This window comes from Haemophilus haemolyticus, from assembly GCF_001679045.1.
GTDB classification, from domain to species: domain Bacteria; phylum Pseudomonadota; class Gammaproteobacteria; order Enterobacterales; family Pasteurellaceae; genus Haemophilus; species Haemophilus haemolyticus.
In genome coordinates this window covers 24,940-44,121 of the sequence record NZ_LYCK01000013.1, presented here as the reverse complement: position 1 = coordinate 44,121, position 19,182 = coordinate 24,940, and the positions used below count along the sequence as shown (strand labels likewise).

The window sequence follows — 19,182 nt, the reverse complement described above, 5'->3', positions numbered from 1 at the left end:
CTACCCTAACCAAATTTTACTCGGAGAGATTATTTATGCCAAAACTACGTTCAGCGACCAGTACACAAGGTCGTAATATGGCAGGCGCACGTGCCTTATGGCGTGCAACAGGGATGAAAGAAAATGACTTTGGTAAACCAATTATTGCGGTGGTGAACTCTTTCACCCAATTCGTACCAGGGCATGTGCATTTAAAAGATATGGGTCAGCTTGTTGCCGCAGAAATTGAAAAAGCAGGCGGCGTAGCAAAAGAATTCAATACTATTGCAGTGGATGATGGTATCGCGATGGGACACGGTGGAATGCTTTATTCTTTGCCAAGCCGTGATTTAATCGCTGACAGCGTGGAATATATGGTCAATGCACACTGTGCTGATGCGATGGTGTGTATTTCCAACTGTGACAAAATCACCCCAGGAATGTTAATGGCGGCAATGCGTTTAAATATTCCGACAATTTTTGTCTCAGGCGGCCCAATGGAAGCGGGTAAAACGAAATTATCTGATCAGCTTATTCGCTTAGACTTAGTTGATGCGATGATTGAAGCAGCCGATCCGAATGTGTCAGATGAACGCATTGATGCCATTGAGCGTAGTGCGTGCCCAACTTGTGGTTCTTGCTCAGGAATGTTTACCGCAAACTCTATGAATTGCTTAACTGAAGCGTTAGGTTTATCTTTACCAGGCAATGGTTCCATGTTAGCCACTCACGCAGACCGCAAAGAATTATTCTTAAAAGCAGGCCGTCAAATTGTCGAGCTTTGCAAACGTTATTACGAACAAGATGATGCAAGCGTATTGCCTCGTTCAATCGGTACCTTTGATGCCTTTGAAAATGCAATGAGCCTCGATATCGCAATGGGTGGCTCAAGCAATACTGTTTTACACTTATTAGCGGCTGCTCAAGAAGCGGGCGTAGATTTTAAAATGGAAGATATTGACCGTTTATCGCGCAAAGTACCTTGTTTAAGCAAAATTGCACCAAACACCAATAAATACCACATGGAAGACGTACACCGTGCAGGCGGTATTATGGGATTGTTGGGTGAATTAGATCGCGCAGGATTAATTCATAAAAATACACACACCGTGCTTGGAATGAGCATGGGAGAACAACTAGACCAATACGATATTATTCGCAATCAAGATGAAGAATTACATAAATTCTTCCGTGCAGGCCCAGCAGGCATCCGCACAACTCAAGCATTCTCACAAGATTGCCGTTGGGATACCGTCGATAATGATCGTGTAAACGGTTGTATTCGTAATAAAGAAAATGCAATTTCGCAAGAAGGTGGCTTAGCCGTATTATTCGGTAATCTCGCTGAAGACGGATGTATCGTTAAAACTGCAGGCGTAGATGAATCTATTTGGAAATTCACTGGCACTGCTATCGTATTTGAAAGCCAAGAAGATGCGGTTGCAGGCATTTTGGGTGGCAAAGTCAAAGAAGGTCATGTCGTTGTTATCCGTTACGAAGGCCCTAAAGGCGGACCTGGTATGCAAGAAATGTTATACCCAACCAGTTACTTAAAATCGATGGGCTTGGGCAAAAAATGTGCTTTATTAACGGATGGCCGTTTCTCTGGTGGTACATCAGGCTTGTCTATTGGACACGCATCACCAGAAGCTGCTTCTGGCGGTGCAATCGGCTTAGTACGCGATGGCGATATTATCAACATTGATATTCCAAACCGTGCAATTAACTTAGAAATCAGTAATGAAGAACTCGCAGCACGCAGAGCTGAACAAGATCAAAAAGGTTGGCAACCAGCTCACCGTGAACGTGAAGTATCTTTCGCTTTAAAAGTATTCGGTCACTTCGCCACCTCTGCGGACAAAGGTGCGGTACGCGATAAAACATTATTAAAATAATTTAATGGTTCCCCCCTCCTTCATAAGAGGGGGATAAAACAAAGGAAAAACTAACTGCACTTCATCATCAAAACAAACACTATGAAAAACCTACTCACCAATCCTCAACCCTCTCAATCAGATTACATCAACGCTATTGTTAAACTTGGTTCACGCGTATATGAAGCCGCGCAAGTAACCCCTTTACAAAAAATGGGAAAACTTTCTGAACGACTGCACAATAATATCTGGATCAAGCGCGAAGATCGCCAACCAGTAAATAGCTTTAAACTACGCGGCGCTTACGCAATGATTTCTAGCCTTTCAGCAGAACAAAAAGCAGCTGGTGTAATAGCCGCTTCTGCGGGTAACCATGCGCAAGGTGTGGCATTATCAGCGAAACAATTAGGCTTAAAAGCATTGATCGTCATGCCACAAAACACCCCAAGCATTAAAGTGGATGCTGTGCGTGGTTTTGGTGGCGAGGTGTTGTTGCACGGTGCTAATTTCGATGAAGCCAAAGCAAAAGCGATTGAGCTTTCAAAAGAAAAAAATATGACATTTATTCCTCCATTCGATCATCCATTAGTGATCGCAGGGCAAGGCACATTAGCAATGGAAATGCTACAACAAGTGTCGGATTTGGATTATGTGTTTGTACAAGTCGGCGGTGGTGGTTTAGCTGCAGGCGTGGCAATTTTGCTTAAGCAATTTATGCCAGAAATTAAAATCATCGGTGTAGAATCAAAGGATTCTGCATGCTTAAAAGCCGCTCTCGACAAAGGCGAACCCACAGATTTAACCCATATTGGATTATTTGCGGATGGCGTTGCCGTAAAACGCATTGGTGACGAAACATTCCGCCTATGCCAACAATATCTTGATGATATGGTATTGGTCGATAGTGACGAAGTGTGCGCGGCAATGAAAGATTTATTTGAGAACGTTCGTGCTGTTGCAGAACCATCAGGTGCGCTAGGTTTAGCCGGTTTGAAAAAATATGCAAAACAAAACCATATTGAAGGCAAAAATATGGCGGCAATTTTGTCTGGTGCGAACTTGAATTTCCACACATTACGTTATGTATCTGAACGTTGTGAAATTGGTGAAAACCGAGAAGCTTTATTAGCTGTGACCATGCCTGAGCAACCAGGTAGTTTCTTAAAATTTGCTTATGTATTAGGTAACCGAGCAGTAACCGAATTCAGTTATCGTTATGCAGATGATAAATGTGCTTGTGTGTTTGTTGGGGTAAGAACGATAAATGAGCAAGAAAAAGCAGATATTATTGCAGACCTCACAAAAAATGGTTTTGATGTTGAGGATATGTCTGATGATGATATTGCGAAAACGCATGTTCGCTATTTAATGGGGGGGCGCGCAGCCAATGATAATGAACGCTTATATACGTTCGAATTCCCAGAGCAAAAAGGTGCGTTATTAAAATTCTTAGAAACGTTGCAAAATCGTTGGAATATTTCATTATTCCACTATCGTGCCCACGGCGCGGACTATGGAAATATCCTTGCTGGTTTCCAAATTGAAGAATCCGAACAAGCAGAATTTGAACAGGCACTTGCTCAACTCAATTATGTTTTTGAAGATGTAACAGAAAGCAAATCTTATTGTTATTTCTTACGTTAATCTTATAAAAAAGGCGTGATATTTTTCACGCCTTTGTATTATTCAAACTCTAATTCCACCGCACTTTCGCCAAGTAAATTCACCAATTCCGTCAGAATTTCATCTGTTGGAATGATCGACCATTGCACGCCCAAACGTAACAACGCACGACCTTTCGGACTTTGATAATACACGTTAATCGGCAACGTTCCACCACTAACAGGCTCAAGTAATGCTTTAAGTTGTTTAATGAAACTTGGTGTAATTTGGTGGTCAGAAAGACTAATAGCTAAGGATTTGACATAACGAGAACGAGCCTCATCCAAGGTCATCAACTCGCGCACCGTCATTTTTAAGCCACCAGAGAAATCATCAAAGCTCACTTGCCCTGAAGCAACAATCACCGTATCTTTTTGTAATTTCTCACCAAATTGTTCTAGGCTTTCACCAAATAATGTTAAATCTAAGCGACCTGAACGATCATCTAATGTTGCAATGCCTAGACGATTGCCTTTTTTCGTCATCGCAATTCTCGATGCTACAACTAGCCCCGCCACAGTGCTAATTTGTCCACGACGATTTGGTGCAAGATCTTTCAACCGCGTCGATGTGTAATGAGAAAGTTCTTTCAAATAGCGGCTAACCGGATGGCTACTTAAATAAAGTCCCAAGGTTTCTCGTTCACCATCAAGGATTTGTTTTTCGGTATAAGGTGGTGTATTGGCGTAGGCATTTTCCACTTCTTCATGGGTTTCAGTCAGCACGCCGAACATATCCGTTTGCCCCATTGCTTCATCTTTCGCATGCTGATCGGAAGCTCTAAGCGCATCTTCTAAATTCTTAGAAAGTGCGGCGCGATGTGGGCCTAATTTATCAAAAGCACCCGACATAATTAGGCTTTCAAAGGTACGACGGTTAATTTTTTTCAAATCTACACGAGCGCATAAGTCAAATAAATCTTTGAAAATGCCCCCTTCATTTCTAGCCGTCACAAGTGCTTCAATCGGGCCTTCTCCTACCCCTTTAATCGCGCCAATACCATATACAATTTCGCCTTGTTCATTGACGCTAAAATGGTGTTTGCCGATATTAATATCTGGTGGCGTTACTTTTAAGCCCATACGCAAACATTCGTCGTACAAACCTACGATTTTATCCGTATTATCCATTTCAGATGTCATCACTGCAGCCATGAATTCAGCAGGGAAATGGGTTTTGAGCCAAAGGGTTTGGTAAGATACCAAGGCATAAGCAGCGGAGTGAGATTTATTAAAACCATAGCCAGCAAATTTTTCCACCAAGTCGAAAATCTTCATGGATAGCTCGCCATCTACGCCGTTTTTCTCCGCACCTTCTTTAAATACAGAACGCTGTTTTGCCATTTCCTCTGGCTTTTTCTTACCCATTGCACGACGCAATAAGTCAGCCCCACCCAAGGTATAGCCAGCCAACACCTGCGCAATTTGCATCACTTGTTCTTGATACAAAATAATACCGTAGGTCGGCTCAAGAATAGGTTTCAAGCTTTCATGTTGATATTCTGCATCTGGGTAAGACACTTCTTCTCGCCCATGTTTACGGTCGATAAAGTTATCCACCATACCTGATTGTAACGGACCAGGACGGAACAATGCCACCAACGCAATGATATCTTCAAAACAGTCAGGTTGCAGGCGCTTAATCAAATCCTTCATACCACGCGATTCTAGCTGGAACACGGCTGTAGTTTCGGAACGTTTAAGTAATTCAAAAGATTCAGGATCATCAAGTGGAATGGCGGCAATATCTACTTGAGGCTTGCCTTCACGCACCATACGAGCATTAATCATATCTAATGCCCATTTAATGATAGTGAGAGTACGCAAGCCTAAGAAGTCGAATTTCACAAGCCCCGCATATTCCACATCATTTTTATCAAAGTGAGTAACGGGATGTAAGCCTTCATTATCACAATAGAGCGGTGCAAAATCAGTAATTAAGGTTGGTGAAATGACCACGCCACCGGCATGTTTTCCGGCATTACGTGTCACACCTTCCAGCTTGCGCGCCATATCAATCAATGCTTGCACTTCTTCATCGCTATCGTAGGCAGCCTGTAATTGCGGCTCGGCCTCAAACGCTTTTGCAAGCGTCATACCTGGATCTGGCGGAATCAATTTAGAAATACGATCAACGAAACCATACGGATGTCCTAATACGCGCCCCACATCACGAATAACAGCTTTCGCCGCCATGGTTCCAAAGGTGATAATTTGTGATACAGCGCCACGGCCGTAAGTTTCAGCAACGTGTTCAATCACTCGGTCTCGACCATCCATACAGAAATCCACGTCGAAATCGGGCATAGACACACGTTCTGGATTTAAGAAACGTTCAAAAAGCAAATCGAATTCTAGCGGGTCTAAATCAGTGATTTTTAATGCGTAAGCCACTAATGAACCCGCACCAGAACCACGACCCGGCCCAACAGGAATGTCGTTATCTTTCGACCACTGAATAAATTCCATTACGATCAAGAAATAACCTGGGAATCCCATTTGGTTAATCACATCTAGTTCAACCTGCAAGCGTTCATCATATTTTGGTCTTTTTTCTAACCGCACTTTTTCATCGGGGAATAAAAAAGCTAAACGTTCTTCCAAACCTTCTTTTGCTTTTTGCACCAAGAAATCTTCTGTACTTAAATCTCCCGTCGGGAATTGAGGCAAGAAATATTGACCAAGGCGCAAAGTCACACTACAACGTTGCGCAATTAATAAGGTATTTTCGAGAGCGGAAGGAATATCAGCGAATAACTTGCACATTTCGTCTTCGCTGCGGAAATATTGTTGTGGGGTATAACGTTTTGGACGTTTAGGATCATCTAATGTATAGCCATCGTGAATCGCTACGCGAATTTCGTGGGCTTCAAAATCCTCTGCATTCAAAAACATCACATCATTAGTTGCGACTAGTGGTAAATTACAACGTTCTGCTAATTTCAAAGCCGCTTGAATATAACGTTCTTCATTTGGGCGACCAGTACGGCTTAATGCCAAATAAAAATGATTGGCAAAAAATTCTTGGTAAAAAGCGACCGCACTTTCAATTTCTGCAGCGTTTTCTTTTAACAATTTCTTACCTACATCGCCTTGTGTCCCCCCTGATAAAATAATCACGCCCTCGCGATGCTCAATCAACCAATCTTGATCAATATAAGGTAAATCGTTATAACCTCGTTGATAAGCCTTTGATAACAATAAAGTAATATTTTTATAGCCTTCATTATTTTTAGCCAGCAAAGTAAGATCAAAGTATTCATCGCCACACAATGCACTTTTTACTTTTACATCTGCACCGATAATTGGCTTCATCCCCGAAGAAAGCATTTCGCCATAAAAACGTACCACACCGCAAAAATTAGTAAAATCCGTTAATCCCATCGCAACCATTTCATTGGCAGCACAAGCTTTCACGAGAGGTTTTACTTTGACGATACTATCAATCATCGAAAAATCTGTGTGCGTGCGAAGATGGACGAAACGAGGCTGGGATGACATTGAAAATCCTTAAAGTGCGGTTAAATTTTGCCGTAAATATTGAGGCGGTATTATAGCGAATTTTTCAAATAAATGCCTATGCAACAAACGGCTTTCCTAATTCGCTCGGATAACCGATTGCGTGAACAAAAAATGTTAAGTAGATCAAAATTTTGATAATTATCCGTTCCCATTTTAGGTGATTTCAGCTAGTCTAGCAGCGATTTATTTATTTCAAGAGAATAAGGATGATCCTATGACAACTCTTTTTCATGTAGCGCAAAATTGGTTAAACCAAGACCCTGACGCAGAAACTCGTGCAGAATTAACCGCACTTTTAGAGGCGGCAAAAGGCGGAGATAAAGCGGCTGAAGCAGAATTACATGCGCGTTTTGATGGTCGTTTACAATTTGGTACGGCAGGTTTACGTGGCCGTTTACAAGCTGGTTCAATGGGAATGAACCGAGTTTTAGTTTCTCAAGCTGCTGGCGGTTTAGCGGAATATTTAAAAGATTATGATAAAGAACCATCAATCGTCATTGGTTACGATGGCCGTAAAAACTCTGATGTATTTGCCCGTGACACAGCTGAAATTATGGCGGGTGCAGGCGTAAAAGCTTATTTATTACCCCGCAAATTACCGACTCCAGTTTTAGCTTATGCTATCCAATATTTTGATACCACTGCAGGTGTAATGGTAACAGCAAGCCATAATCCACCGGAAGATAATGGCTATAAAGTGTATTTAGGTAAAGCAAATGGCGGCGGTCAAATCGTTTCACCGGCAGATAAAGACATTGCAGCATTAATTGATAAAGTTGCAGCAGGCAATATCCAAGATTTACCACGTAGCGATAATTATGTGGTGTTAAATGATGAAGTTGTAGATGCGTACATTGCAAAAACAGCATCATTAGCTAAAGAGCCAGCTTGCGACATTAACTATGTTTATACCGCTATGCACGGTGTTGGCTATGAAGTTTTAAGTAAAACACTGGAAAAAGCAAGCTTACCACAACCTCACGTCGTAGCAGATCAAGTTTGGCCAGATGGCACATTCCCAACTGTGAATTTCCCAAATCCAGAAGAAAAAGGCGCATTAGATTTAGCAATTAAAGTAGCAAAAGAAAAGAATGCTGAATTTATCATTGCTAATGACCCTGATGCAGACCGTTTAGCTGTTGCTGTGCCTGATGCACAAGGTAACTGGAAATCACTACACGGCAACGTAGTAGGCTGTTTCTTAGGTTGGTACTTAGCAAAACAATATCAAGGTAAACAAGGCACATTGGCTTGCTCACTTGTTTCTTCTCCTGCGCTCGCTGAAATTGCGAAAAAATATGGTTTCCAATCAGAAGAAACCTTAACCGGTTTCAAATATATCGGTAAAGTATCTGGTTTATTGTTTGGTTTTGAAGAAGCATTGGGCTATTTAGTGGATCCAGACAAAGTACGCGATAAAGACGGTATTTCTGCGGCAATCGTGTTCTTAGATCTTGTGCGTAACTTGAAAAAACAAGGCAAAACTTTAGCCGATTATGCTGATGAATTTACCAAAGAATTTGGTGCTTATGTAAGTGGACAAATCTCTATTCGAGTCAGCGATCTTTCAGAAATCGGAAAATTAATGACCGCACTTCGTAACAATCCACCAGCAGAAATCGCTGGCGTGAAAGTGGCGCAATTTATCGATCATACTAAAACAGATCGTCAAAGCGATATCCTTGTATTTAACTTGGAAAATGGCGGACGCTTAATTGCTCGTCCTTCAGGTACTGAACCAAAAATTAAATTCTACTTAGATGCGCGCGGTAAAGATCCAAAAGATGCAGATCGCGTATTAGCAGAATTTGATGAAGGTGTTCGTCACATTCTTCGCCAAGATGCTTATGGCAAACAAGCTTGCTAATTAATCGCTTCTAAAAATAAAACGCACTTTGTAGAAAGTGCGTTTTTTATGAGCCTAATATCTCTAAAAAATTGACTGTTAGTCATTTAATAAAATGCGATAAATTTTTACCGCACTTTCGATTTTTATAAACTAATTTCTAGCTGTTCATAAGCTTGTTTTACTTTTTCCAAGGCTTTTTCAACGGATACATCACGCGCAAGTAAAACGCCTAAGCGTCGATGGCCATTCACTTCCCCTTTACCAAATAATCGAATATTAGTATGAGGTTGTGCCAGTGCTTTTTCGATTCCACCAAATTGCACATTTTGTGATTTGCCTTCCACAACAATAGCTTTAGATGCCGATGGGCTAATCAACGCAATTTCGGGGATTGGTAAACCTAAGATCGCACGGGCATGTAAAGCGAATTCAGAAAGCTCTTGAGAAATCAGCGTTACCATTCCTGTATCATGAGGACGAGGTGATACTTCATTGAAAATCACCTCATCACCACACACAAACATCTCCACACCAAAAATACCGAATCCCCCCAATGCACCAGTAATTTTCTCAGCAATCGATTGCGCTTTTGATAATGCAATATCCGACATAGCTTGAGGCTGCCAAGATTCCCGATAATCACCATCTTCTTGACGATGACCTATTGGCGCAAGGAAACTTGTACCATTGATATGGCGTACTGTCAGTAACGTGATTTCATAATCAAATTTGACAAAACCTTCAACAATTACTCGACCAGCACCTGCTCGCCCACCTTCTTGCGCGTAATCCCAAGCTTTTTGAATATCATCTTTAGACTTTAAAATGCTTTGCCCATGTCCAGAAGAAGACATAATCGGTTTCACCACGCAAGGAATACCAATTTTTTCGACCGCACTTTGAAAGTCTGAAAAATTATCCACAAATTGATAAGGCGAAGTTGGTAGCCCTAACTCTTCTGAAGCTAGACGACGAATCCCTTCACGATTCATCGTAAGTTGAGTTGCTTTTGCAGTCGGCACAACATTAAAGCCGGCTTGTTCTAATTCAACCAAAGTGGCAGTCGAAATAGCTTCAACTTCAGGAACAATGTAGTCAGGCTTTTCTTTCTCCACAAGCGCTTTCAATGCATTACCATCTAACATAGAAATAGTGTATGCACGATGTGCTACTTGCTGTGCTGGGGCATTTTCATAGCGATCGACTGCAATAACTTCAACGCCTAAACGTTGCAATTCAATCACTACTTCTTTACCCAGTTCACCAGAACCTAACATCATTACTTTGGTTGCATTAGGGGTTAATGCTGTGCCAAGTGTTGTCATGATTTCTCCTATTTTAATAACGAATCATCGAGTGCCAAATCTTCATTTTTATTCACGCCCACACCGCGTGCGATAACATTTTTTGCAATTTCGTGTGCTTCTTCCAAAGAATGTTCCGTATAAGTACCGCATTGATAGATATTTAATTCAGGGATAGTTGCTTGATCTTGCACACCTAAAATATCCTGCATTGAAGCTAGCCAAGCTCGTGCGACTTGCTGTTCATTTGGCGTACCAATTAAGGACATATAAAATCCTGTGCGACATCCCATCGGAGAAATATCAATAATTTCAACGCTATCGCCATTTAAATGATCACGCATGAAACCCGCAAACAAATGTTCAAGAGTATGAATACCTTTTGGAGGAAGAATTTCTTTATTTGGAATACAGAAACGTAAATCAAAAATGGTAATGTCGTCACCTTTTGGCGTGCGCATCATTTTTGCAACACGTACTGCTGGTGCATTCATTTTGGTATGATCTACTTTAAAACTATCAAGTAATGGCATAAAGTTTTCCTTATAAATCAGTAAATTAAAAATAAATTTGAATAAATGTTCATTTTTTGCAAATTCTAATGAACTTTATGGCAAAGTTCATTGTCTTATGTAACAAGCAACTTGCAGTTGTTTTAATAAAATTGGTTCCTTAGGTTATTTGCCTCACATTTATTGTGGGGCTTTTTTTATCCCAAAATTTTATTAAAAAAATTTTCAGAAAATTTGAACTTTCTTATAAAGTGCTAGTCTCATAGAACAAGCAACTTGCAGTTGTTTTAATAAAATTGGTTCCTTAGGTTATTTGCCCCGCATTCATTGTGGGGCTTTTTCTTGCGCATTTTATAATAAGAATGGCGCACTAAAAAACAATAACGCAACATAACGAACCAGTTTTCCAAGAAAGATAAAGAGACTACTTGCTACAAAATTTAATCTTAACCAACCAGCTATAGCGCAAAATAAATCACCAACGACAGGCAGCCAGCTTAAAAGTAAAGTAATCGCCCCATAACGCTTTATCTGATTCATGACCCATAAAGTGCGGTGATTTTTTGGGTCAAATTTTGGCATCCATCGCCCAATCCCGTAAGTAGTTAAACTCCCCAATCCATTGCCAAGCGTGGCGAAAAAAACGAGTGCCAATATATCTATACTAAATAAAGATCCCAACACTAATTTAGGTACAGCAAGAGCAACAAACACCACTTCTGAATTACCTGGTAATACCGTTGCACTCAGGAATGCACTGACAAACATAAGGCATAACGCATGGGTTTGCCAAAAATCAGCGCTAAAAAATGAAAAAATATCCATTATCTTGGCGAAATGATTTCTCGTGTACGCACATCAAACACGTCCATTCCCGCATTTAATCCCGCTTGCACGCCTAAATCCGCATCTTCAAATACGATACAACGACTTGGATTCGCTTGAATTAACTCCGCACAGCGTAAAAAGGTTTCTGGGTGTGGTTTATGTTCTTTTACATCATCTGCACTAACAATCGCATTAAAGTAAGGTGCGATAGCCAGTTTATCCATCAACATATCAATAATTTTACGATGTGAGCCAGAACCTAGAGCAATCGGCTTTTTCTGATGGAAAGATTTAACAATCTCAAAGGTTGGCAATAACTTAGATTGAGTCGGAATAAGCTGATAAGACAACTCACGTTTTGCAGCCAGCACATCCTCAATTCGATCCAATGGCATATTCGCCGCTTTCATCATTTCCCCCGCGATGGTTCGAACCGTCGCCCCGCCGAAGTTATACATAATTTGGCAATCAAATTCATAGCCAAATCGCTCTCCCACCATCGTCCAAGCCTGCGCATGCACGGGCATTGTATCGATTAAAGTTCCATCCATATCAAAAATCAATCCTTCATATGGATTGAACATCTCATAATCTAACATTTTTACATCCTTACAAATTTTTTACCATTTTGCTATAAAACTGTGATCTGTGCACTGTTTTATTTCAGTAAAGTGCGGTAAATTAGTGAACAAATTTTGAACTAATAAAAACAAATGAGGTTATTTAAGCAACTAGAACGTTGGAAAATTCGCAGGCAAATAAATCAATCTATTATTGATGTGGTATTTCGTTTACGAGATCGATTAGCGCATTACTGGCTAGCTGATGTGAATACGCCTCAAGTGGATTTTATGCTGCTACACATTGCTTGCAGCTTAGGTCGAATAGAACGAGGAGGTTGCGTTTCATCACTTTATCCAGAAATGCTCGAAGAAATTCAAAGTGCGGTCATTTTTCCACAAGTTTTAGCCATCCACCAAGATTTACTCGAGTTGATGCCGTTTTCCATTCCTGAAGCAGAACAAACTTATTTTTTAGCAAACATTCATTCTTTGATTCTTGAACAGAAGCAATTAAGGCATGTGATGTAATATCAATAAGTCCACTTATAAAAAATGACCTAGCTTTTAAACTAGGTCATTTTGATATCTTAACGATATTTATCTAGAAATTTGTAATACTGCACACCAATCTTTGTTGCAAGATCTTTGATAATTCGACCACCATAAACAGAAGGGACTTTCAGACTTTCAAAAATAGATAAGCGTTCATCATCACCTAAAATCGCCTCGGCTACAATTCGTCCCGCAAGACCTGTCAAAGCCACACCGTGACCAGAATAACCATGGGCAAAATAAATGTGCGGAGAAATACGACCAAAATGTGGCGTTGAATTTAACGTCATATCAATCGGGCCAGCCCATCCATAATCGATTTTTACATTTTCAAGTTGCGGGAATACACGCAACATATTTTTCCGCATAATCGCGACCATATCTTTTTCTGAGCTAGAATCACTACCAAAGAGCAAGCGATTGTCAGCACTTAAACGATAATAGTCCAATAATAAGTTGTTATCGCACACCGACATGCCATTATTAATGACAGAATCAGCAACCGCTTGGCTTAACGGCTCTGTGGCGATAATAAAACTTTCTACAGGTAATATTTTACGATTAATTCCGCGGTGAATAGATTTCGGGAGCGCATCAATATAAGCATTGGTGGCTAAAATAACGTCTTGAGAAATAACCGCACTTTTAGCTGTTTTAACCTCAACGCAACCATTTTTCTCAACCATATCCACTACAGGAGACTGTTCAAAAATCTGAACGCCAAGATCGACACAAGCTTTCGCTAAACCTAAGCAATAATTAAGTGGATGTAAATGCCCTGAGTTACTATCAAATAAGCCCCCCACATAAATATCACTGCCTAAGTGCTGTTTTAATTTAGCTTTATCCCAAAGTTGCATATTCTGATAGCCAAAATTCTCATGACTTTCTTTTTCAATTTCAATTAAGTCATCCATTCGGCGTTCATTTAATGCCAATGTGGCATAGCCTTTTTTCCAATCACATTGAATACCATATTTTTCAATACGTTCATCAATAATATCAATGGCCTCTAATGACATATTCCAAAGTTTATGCGCTTTATCTTCGCCAACTTGTTTAACGTATTCATCAATGCCTTCTTCAAAGCCATTAATTGCCTGCCCACCACTACGACCAGAAGCACCAAAGCCTACTCGAGCTCCCTCTAATACAATGACTTTTTTTCCTTTCTCCGCCAGTTCTAATGCCGCAGATAAACCAAAAAATCCAGCCCCGATCACACATACATCAGCATGTTCAATTTGAGTGAGCGGTGGGAATTGAAAATCTTGGTTACGAGAGTCGAAATAATAAGAGCGAACGTGTTCTTGATAGGCAAAATTAAGCATAAAAAATCTCTTAGGAAAAAATTGGCAAAATCTTACCCCGAAAGGGAAATATGTCAAACCTTTTACAAAAAAAATGCTATACTGCGCGCGCGCAAAATTTGTGCGTTTTATGATGAACGATAACCCTCGGAGGTCAATAAATTGAAAAAATTCTTTGCTCACTCACTCAAAAATCTTTTCCTTTCCACCACCGCACTTTTCGCGGCTTCCGCTTTTGCCAATAACAAACTTTACGTCTATAACTGGACAGACTATGTGCCTTCTGATTTAGTCGCACAGTTCTCTAAAGAAACCGGCATCGAGGTAATTTATTCTACCTTTGAAAGCAACGAAGAAATGTACGCAAAACTTAAACTTACCCAAAATACGGGTTCTGGCTATGATTTGGTATTTCCATCAAGTTACTACGTAAATAAAATGATTAAGGAAAAGATGCTTCAACCGATTGATCAAAGTAAATTGACCAATATTCATCAAATTCCTAAACATTTATTAAACAAAGAATTCGACCCAGAAAATAAATATTCATTACCTTATGTTTACGGACTTACTGGTATTGAAGTTAATGCGGATGAGATTGATCCTAAAACCATCACCAGCTGGGCGGATTTATGGAAACCTGAATTTAAAGGTAAAGTTCTTATGACCAGTGATGCACGTGAAGTGTTCCACGTAGCATTATTACTTGATGGTAAATCGCCTAATACCACCAATGAAGAAGACATCAAAACAGCTTATGAGCGTTTAGAAAAACTTTTACCAAATGTGGCAACCTTTAACTCTGACTCACCAGAAGTCCCTTACGTACAAGGTGAAGCTGCAATTGGTATGATTTGGAATGGTTCTGCTTATTTAGCACATAAAGAAAATCCATCTCTCCAATTTGTGTATCCAAAAGAAGGGGCAATTTTCTGGATGGATAACTATGCGATTCCAACTACAGCAAAAAATGTTGAAGGTGCGCATAAGTTCATTGACTTCTTACTTCGTCCAGAAAATGCCAAAGTTGTAGTAGAACGCATGGGCTTTTCTATGCCAAATGAAGGCGTCAAAGCATTACTCAACCCAGAAGTTGCCAATGATCCTAAACTATTTCCACCAGCATCAGAAGTAGAAAAAGGGATTATGCAAGGTGATGTTGGTGAAGCTGTCGATATTTATGAAAAATATTGGAGCAAATTAAAAACTAATTAATTTCTTAATTTAAAACAGCAAAAAAGTGCGGTGAAAATTCACCGCACTTCTTGTATCAGAAAAGAAAATACTTAAAGAATAAAACGACTCAAATCTTCATTTTCAACAACTTCGCCAAGTGCATCCGCTACATAAGCCGCATCAATATTGACCGTTTGACCATTCATGTCACTTGCACTGAAAGAAATTTTATCCATCAAACGCTCCATTACGGTATGCAAACGGCGCGCACCAATATTTTCTGTTTTTTCATTTACTCGGAATGCAGCCTCAGCAATTTTCTTCACCGCATCGGTTGTAAATTCAATATTCACACCCTCTGTTGCCATCAATGCTTTGTATTGCTCGGTTAAAGAGGCATGTGGCTCCGTTAAAATACGCTCAAAATCAGCCGCACTTAATGCGGTAAGTTCAACACGAATCGGCAAGCGCCCCTGCAACTCTGGAATTAAATCTGAAGGACGGGCAACTTGGAATGCACCCGATGCAATAAATAAGATATGATCGGTTTTTACCATTCCGTGTTTGGTGCTAACGGTCGAGCCTTCCACTAACGGAAGTAAATCACGTTGCACGCCTTCACGCGATACATCTGCACCACTGTATTCACCTTTCTTGCAAATTTTGTCGATTTCATCGATAAAGACGATACCATTTTGTTCTACAGCATCAATCGCTTTTTGTTTAAGTTCTTCAGGGTTAATTAATTTCGCTGCTTCATCATCAATCAACGCTTTCAACGCATCTTTAATTTTCATTTTGCGTTTTTTCGTTTTATCTGAACCCAAATTTTGGAACAATGATTGCAGTTGATTTGTCATTTCTTCCATGCCTGGAGGAGCCATAATTTCAACGCCCATAGACACGCCCGCCGACACATCAATTTCGATTTCTTTATCATCTAATTGACCTTCACGTAATTTTTTACGGAACGCTTGGCGAGTACTGCTGTGACTATCATGGCTTTCAACTTCGCCCCATTGATTTTTAGCTGGAGGAAGTAAAGCATCCAAGATACGCTCTTCGGCAGCATCTTCAGCTCTTGCTCTGTTCTTCGCAATTTCCTGCTGGCGAACAAGCTTCATCGCACTATCCGTTAAATCACGAATAATGGAATCAACCTCTTTCCCCACGTAGCCCACTTCGGTAAATTTCGTTGCTTCTACTTTGATAAATGGCGCGTTAGCTAATTTGGCTAAACGGCGCGCAATTTCAGTTTTACCCACGCCAGTTGGTCCAATCATTAAAATATTTTTTGGGGTCACCTCATGACGCAAAGGTTCTTGAAGCTGCATACGACGCCAACGGTTACGCAACGCAATCGCCACAGCACGTTTTGCATCGGCTTGACCAATAATATGTTGATCTAATTCAGAAACTATTTCGCGAGGAGTCATTTCAGACATAGCTTTTTCCTTAATTCGGTAATTCTTCAATAGTGAAATTGGTATTTGTGAACACGCAAATATCACCAGCAATTTTCAAAGATTTTTCAACAATTTCACGAGCAGAAAGTTCGGTATTTTCCACCAATGCACGTGCTGCAGACAAGGCATAGTTACCACCCGATCCGATTGCTAAAATTTGATCTTCTTCTGGTTGAACCACGTCGCCAATACCCGTGATGATTAAACTTTCTTTTTCATCCGCCACAATTAGCATCGCTTCTAACTTACGGAGTGCACGATCTGTACGCCAATCTTTTGCTAATTCCACCGCACTTTTTAGTAAGTGCCCTTGGTGCATTTCAAGTTTACGTTCAAATAATTCGAAAAGTGTAAATGCATCTGCAGTACCACCAGCAAAACCTGCAATCACTTTGCCATTATATAAACGACGCACTTTTCGTGCATTGCCTTTCATAACGGTATTACCCAAAGAAACTTGTCCATCACCGCCTACGACGACTTTTCCATTGCGACGTACGCTTACAATCGTTGTCATTGTTCTATCCTTTATAAAGTGAAAAGTTGTTCGTTATATGGCGGTAAATTAACAAAATTCAAGGGAAAACACTCTTTTGCCGATTTATTCGCCAAAAATAATAAAAAAATGTGAGCCTGATCATACTTCAAGATAGCAAACGTTTGCTTTAAATTGATATAAAGCATAAAACGTGTATGATGTCCTACGTTCAATGACCATCCAACTAGGAGTTTTTTATGAAAAAGATGATCAAGCTATCTGTTGTAGCTTTATTAACCGCAGCAGCAATTCCAGCTATGGCAGGAAAAACTGAGCCTTATACTCAATCTGGTACAAATGCACGTGAAATGTTGCAAGAACAACCAATTCACTGGATCTCAGTAGATCAAATCAAAAAAGAATTAGAAGGCAAAGGTCCAATTAATGTGAGCTTTGATATTGATGACACCGTACTTTTCAGTAGCCCTTGTTTCTATTACGGTCAACAAAAGTATTCTCCAGGCAAACAAGACTACTTGAAAAATCAAGATTTCTGGAATGAAGTTAACGCAGGTTGCGACAAATACTCAATTCCAAAACAAATCGGCGTTGATTTGATCAAAATGCACCAAGAACGTGGAGACCAAATTTATTTTATTACAGGCCGTACTGCAGGGAACGTGGATGGCGTAACTCCTGTATTACAAAAAGCGTTTGATATTAAAAATATGCACCCTGTTGAATTTATGGGCGGACGTGAACGCACAACTAAATACAACAAAACCCCAGGCATTATTGCACACAAAGTTACTATTCACTATGGCGACAGCGATGATGATGTATTAGCAGCTAAAGAAGCGGGTATTCGTGGTATTCGTTTAATGCGTGCAGCAAACTCAACTTATCAACCAATGCCGACGTTAGGTGGCTATGGTGAAGAAGTGTTAATCAATTCAAGCTATTAATTGACCGCACTTTAACAACAAAAAAGGCAAGTTAGGATTCCTAGCTTGCCTTTTGTTTTACCACTTAATTAGTGTTTAGTTTGACCTTCTTCAGATTTTTCTTCTGCATTTTCTGCTTGTTGACGATTCATATATTCAACAAACAATGCATCAAAGTTTACTGGAGATAAATTCAACGCAGGGAACGTGCCGCGATTTACTAAGTTAGACACTAATTCACGCGCATAAGGGAAAAGCATATTTGGGCATTGAGAGGTTAAACAATGCGCCATTTGAACATCTTCTAAACCGCTAATAGTGAATACGCCCGCTTGTTTTACTTCACAAATAAATGCGACATCACCACTATCTTCAAGTGTAGTTTCAACAGAAATGTTTAATACCACTTCATATAAGTCATCACCAACTTGAGTCGTTTCGGTGCTTAAATCAAAACCAAGTTTTGGTTTCCATTCTTGTTGGAAAATATGTGGAAGATTTGGTGCTTCAAAAGACACATCTTTCACATAAATACGTTGAATTTGAAGAACGGGTTGTTGTTCTTCTGTTGCTGCAACGTCTTGTTTTTGTTCTGACATTTTCTATTCCTTATTATTTATGTTTTTTAACTAAAGGTAAATTTGCCGCTGCCCATGCAGAAATGCCTTCTTTTAACACAAACACACGGTTAAAACCTTGTTTCGCTAAAAGCGTAGCTGAAGCTGGTGCAGAAACACCGTTAATATCCACCAACACAATGGCTTTCTCTTTGTGTTGTTCAATTTTACCGATGTTTTGATTTTTAATTTCGCTTGGAAGTAAATTAATACTATCAATGATATGACCACGTTGAAATTCTTCAATACTACGTAAATCCACCACAATAGCTTCATCCGCATTGATTAAACGAATCACCTCATTGTGAGTGATTACTTTAAATTTACTCGTCGCGCCTTTATAGAAGGTATAAATCACCATCACGAAAATCGCAAACCAAGAAACCGCTAAAAGAGTATGTTTTTGAGCAAACTCTGTTGCCATTGGGATAAATTCCTGCATTGTTTTCTCTACTGATTAAGTACGTCAAAATAGGGCTCAAGTATAACCGCACTTGGGTTATCTTTCAAAAAAATTCTTATGAACGTTAAATACCTTAAATTATAC

The 19,182-nt window shown here is 40.0% G+C and carries 16 protein-coding genes; 6 read left to right on the top strand and 10 right to left on the bottom strand.

Translation table 11 applies throughout. The features are described 5' to 3' along the window. The first annotated feature begins 35 nt into the window (after window positions 1-35). Together ilvD and ilvA are read left to right on the top strand one after the other, a co-directional pair. Window positions 36-1,874, top strand: coding sequence for a dihydroxy-acid dehydratase (gene ilvD, locus A8M50_RS05805; protein ID WP_005644516.1), 1,839 nt, complete (start codon window positions 36-38; stop codon window positions 1,872-1,874). A gap of 81 nt (window positions 1,875-1,955) precedes the next feature. Then, the gene (gene ilvA / locus A8M50_RS05800; protein WP_005644488.1) at window positions 1,956-3,497 is read left to right on the top strand and encodes a threonine ammonia-lyase, biosynthetic; all 1,542 of its coding nucleotides are present in this window, start codon (window positions 1,956-1,958) and stop codon (window positions 3,495-3,497) included. A 38-nt stretch (window positions 3,498-3,535) separates the two neighbouring features. Here the strand turns inward: ilvA and dnaE are convergent, their stop codons facing one another. Further along, a complete protein-coding gene (gene dnaE / locus A8M50_RS05795) occupies window positions 3,536-7,015 on the bottom strand; it encodes a DNA polymerase III subunit alpha (protein ID WP_005644296.1) in 3,480 nt (1,159 codons plus the stop codon). A 235-nt stretch (window positions 7,016-7,250) separates the two neighbouring features. Here dnaE and A8M50_RS05790 point away from each other — a divergent pair, with 235 nt between their 5' ends. Then, the gene (locus A8M50_RS05790) at window positions 7,251-8,903 is read left to right on the top strand and encodes a phospho-sugar mutase (RefSeq protein ID WP_005644422.1); all 1,653 of its coding nucleotides are present in this window, start codon (window positions 7,251-7,253) and stop codon (window positions 8,901-8,903) included. 125 nt (window positions 8,904-9,028) lie between these two features. On the opposite strand, the gene purT is transcribed toward A8M50_RS05790, so the two are convergent. The 4 genes from purT to A8M50_RS05770 form a co-directional block, all read right to left on the bottom strand. Then, window positions 9,029-10,210 (bottom strand): formate-dependent phosphoribosylglycinamide formyltransferase, encoded by a 1,182-nt coding sequence (purT, locus tag A8M50_RS05785; protein WP_005644554.1) that lies wholly within the window; start codon window positions 10,208-10,210, stop codon window positions 9,029-9,031. A gap of 8 nt (window positions 10,211-10,218) precedes the next feature. Further along, window positions 10,219-10,722, bottom strand: a complete 504-nt coding sequence (luxS, locus tag A8M50_RS05780) for an S-ribosylhomocysteine lyase (RefSeq protein WP_005644433.1) — start codon at window positions 10,720-10,722, stop codon at window positions 10,219-10,221. 330 nt (window positions 10,723-11,052) lie between these two features. Then, the gene (locus A8M50_RS05775) at window positions 11,053-11,526 is read right to left on the bottom strand and encodes a YqaA family protein (protein ID WP_005644300.1); all 474 of its coding nucleotides are present in this window, start codon (window positions 11,524-11,526) and stop codon (window positions 11,053-11,055) included. Then, a complete protein-coding gene (locus A8M50_RS05770; protein WP_005635675.1) occupies window positions 11,526-12,128 on the bottom strand; it encodes a beta-phosphoglucomutase family hydrolase in 603 nt (200 codons plus the stop codon). The genes A8M50_RS05775 and A8M50_RS05770 overlap by 1 nt, the downstream gene beginning before the upstream one ends. Window positions 12,129-12,242: 114 nt before the next feature. On the opposite strand from A8M50_RS05770, the gene A8M50_RS05765 reads away from it, so the two are divergent. Next, window positions 12,243-12,620: a PRD domain-containing protein gene (locus tag A8M50_RS05765; RefSeq protein ID WP_005644350.1), complete on the top strand. Its 378-nt coding sequence runs from the start codon at window positions 12,243-12,245 to the stop codon at window positions 12,618-12,620. Window positions 12,621-12,679: 59 nt separating this feature from the next. Here A8M50_RS05765 and A8M50_RS05760 read toward each other — a convergent pair whose 3' ends face one another. Next, window positions 12,680-13,975 carry an NAD(P)/FAD-dependent oxidoreductase gene (locus A8M50_RS05760; RefSeq protein ID WP_005644511.1) on the bottom strand — a complete coding sequence of 432 codons (1,296 nt, stop codon included), beginning with the start codon at window positions 13,973-13,975 and terminating at the stop codon, window positions 12,680-12,682. A gap of 141 nt (window positions 13,976-14,116) precedes the next feature. Here A8M50_RS05760 and A8M50_RS05755 point away from each other — a divergent pair, with 141 nt between their 5' ends. Beyond that, window positions 14,117-15,169: an extracellular solute-binding protein gene (locus A8M50_RS05755; RefSeq protein WP_005644365.1), complete on the top strand. Its 1,053-nt coding sequence runs from the start codon at window positions 14,117-14,119 to the stop codon at window positions 15,167-15,169. Window positions 15,170-15,240: 71 nt separating this feature from the next. Here the strand turns inward: A8M50_RS05755 and hslU are convergent, their stop codons facing one another. Together hslU and hslV are read right to left on the bottom strand one after the other, a co-directional pair. Continuing rightward, on the bottom strand, window positions 15,241-16,575 hold the full coding sequence (gene hslU, locus A8M50_RS05750; RefSeq protein WP_005644461.1) for an ATP-dependent protease ATPase subunit HslU: 1,335 nt from the start codon (window positions 16,573-16,575) through the stop codon (window positions 15,241-15,243). Between the two features lie 10 nt (window positions 16,576-16,585). Beyond that, a complete protein-coding gene (gene hslV, locus A8M50_RS05745; protein WP_005644362.1) occupies window positions 16,586-17,113 on the bottom strand; it encodes an ATP-dependent protease subunit HslV in 528 nt (175 codons plus the stop codon). A gap of 218 nt (window positions 17,114-17,331) precedes the next feature. On the opposite strand from hslV, the gene aphA reads away from it, so the two are divergent. Further along, window positions 17,332-18,039 (top strand): acid phosphatase AphA, encoded by a 708-nt coding sequence (aphA, locus tag A8M50_RS05740; RefSeq protein WP_005644499.1) that lies wholly within the window; start codon window positions 17,332-17,334, stop codon window positions 18,037-18,039. Window positions 18,040-18,107: 68 nt separating this feature from the next. Here the strand turns inward: aphA and secB are convergent, their stop codons facing one another. Then, window positions 18,108-18,617, bottom strand: coding sequence for a protein-export chaperone SecB (gene secB / locus A8M50_RS05735; protein WP_005629412.1), 510 nt, complete (start codon window positions 18,615-18,617; stop codon window positions 18,108-18,110). Between the two features lie 13 nt (window positions 18,618-18,630). Next, window positions 18,631-19,077: a rhodanese-like domain-containing protein gene (locus tag A8M50_RS05730; protein WP_005635667.1), complete on the bottom strand. Its 447-nt coding sequence runs from the start codon at window positions 19,075-19,077 to the stop codon at window positions 18,631-18,633. Window positions 19,078-19,182 lie beyond the last annotated feature (105 nt).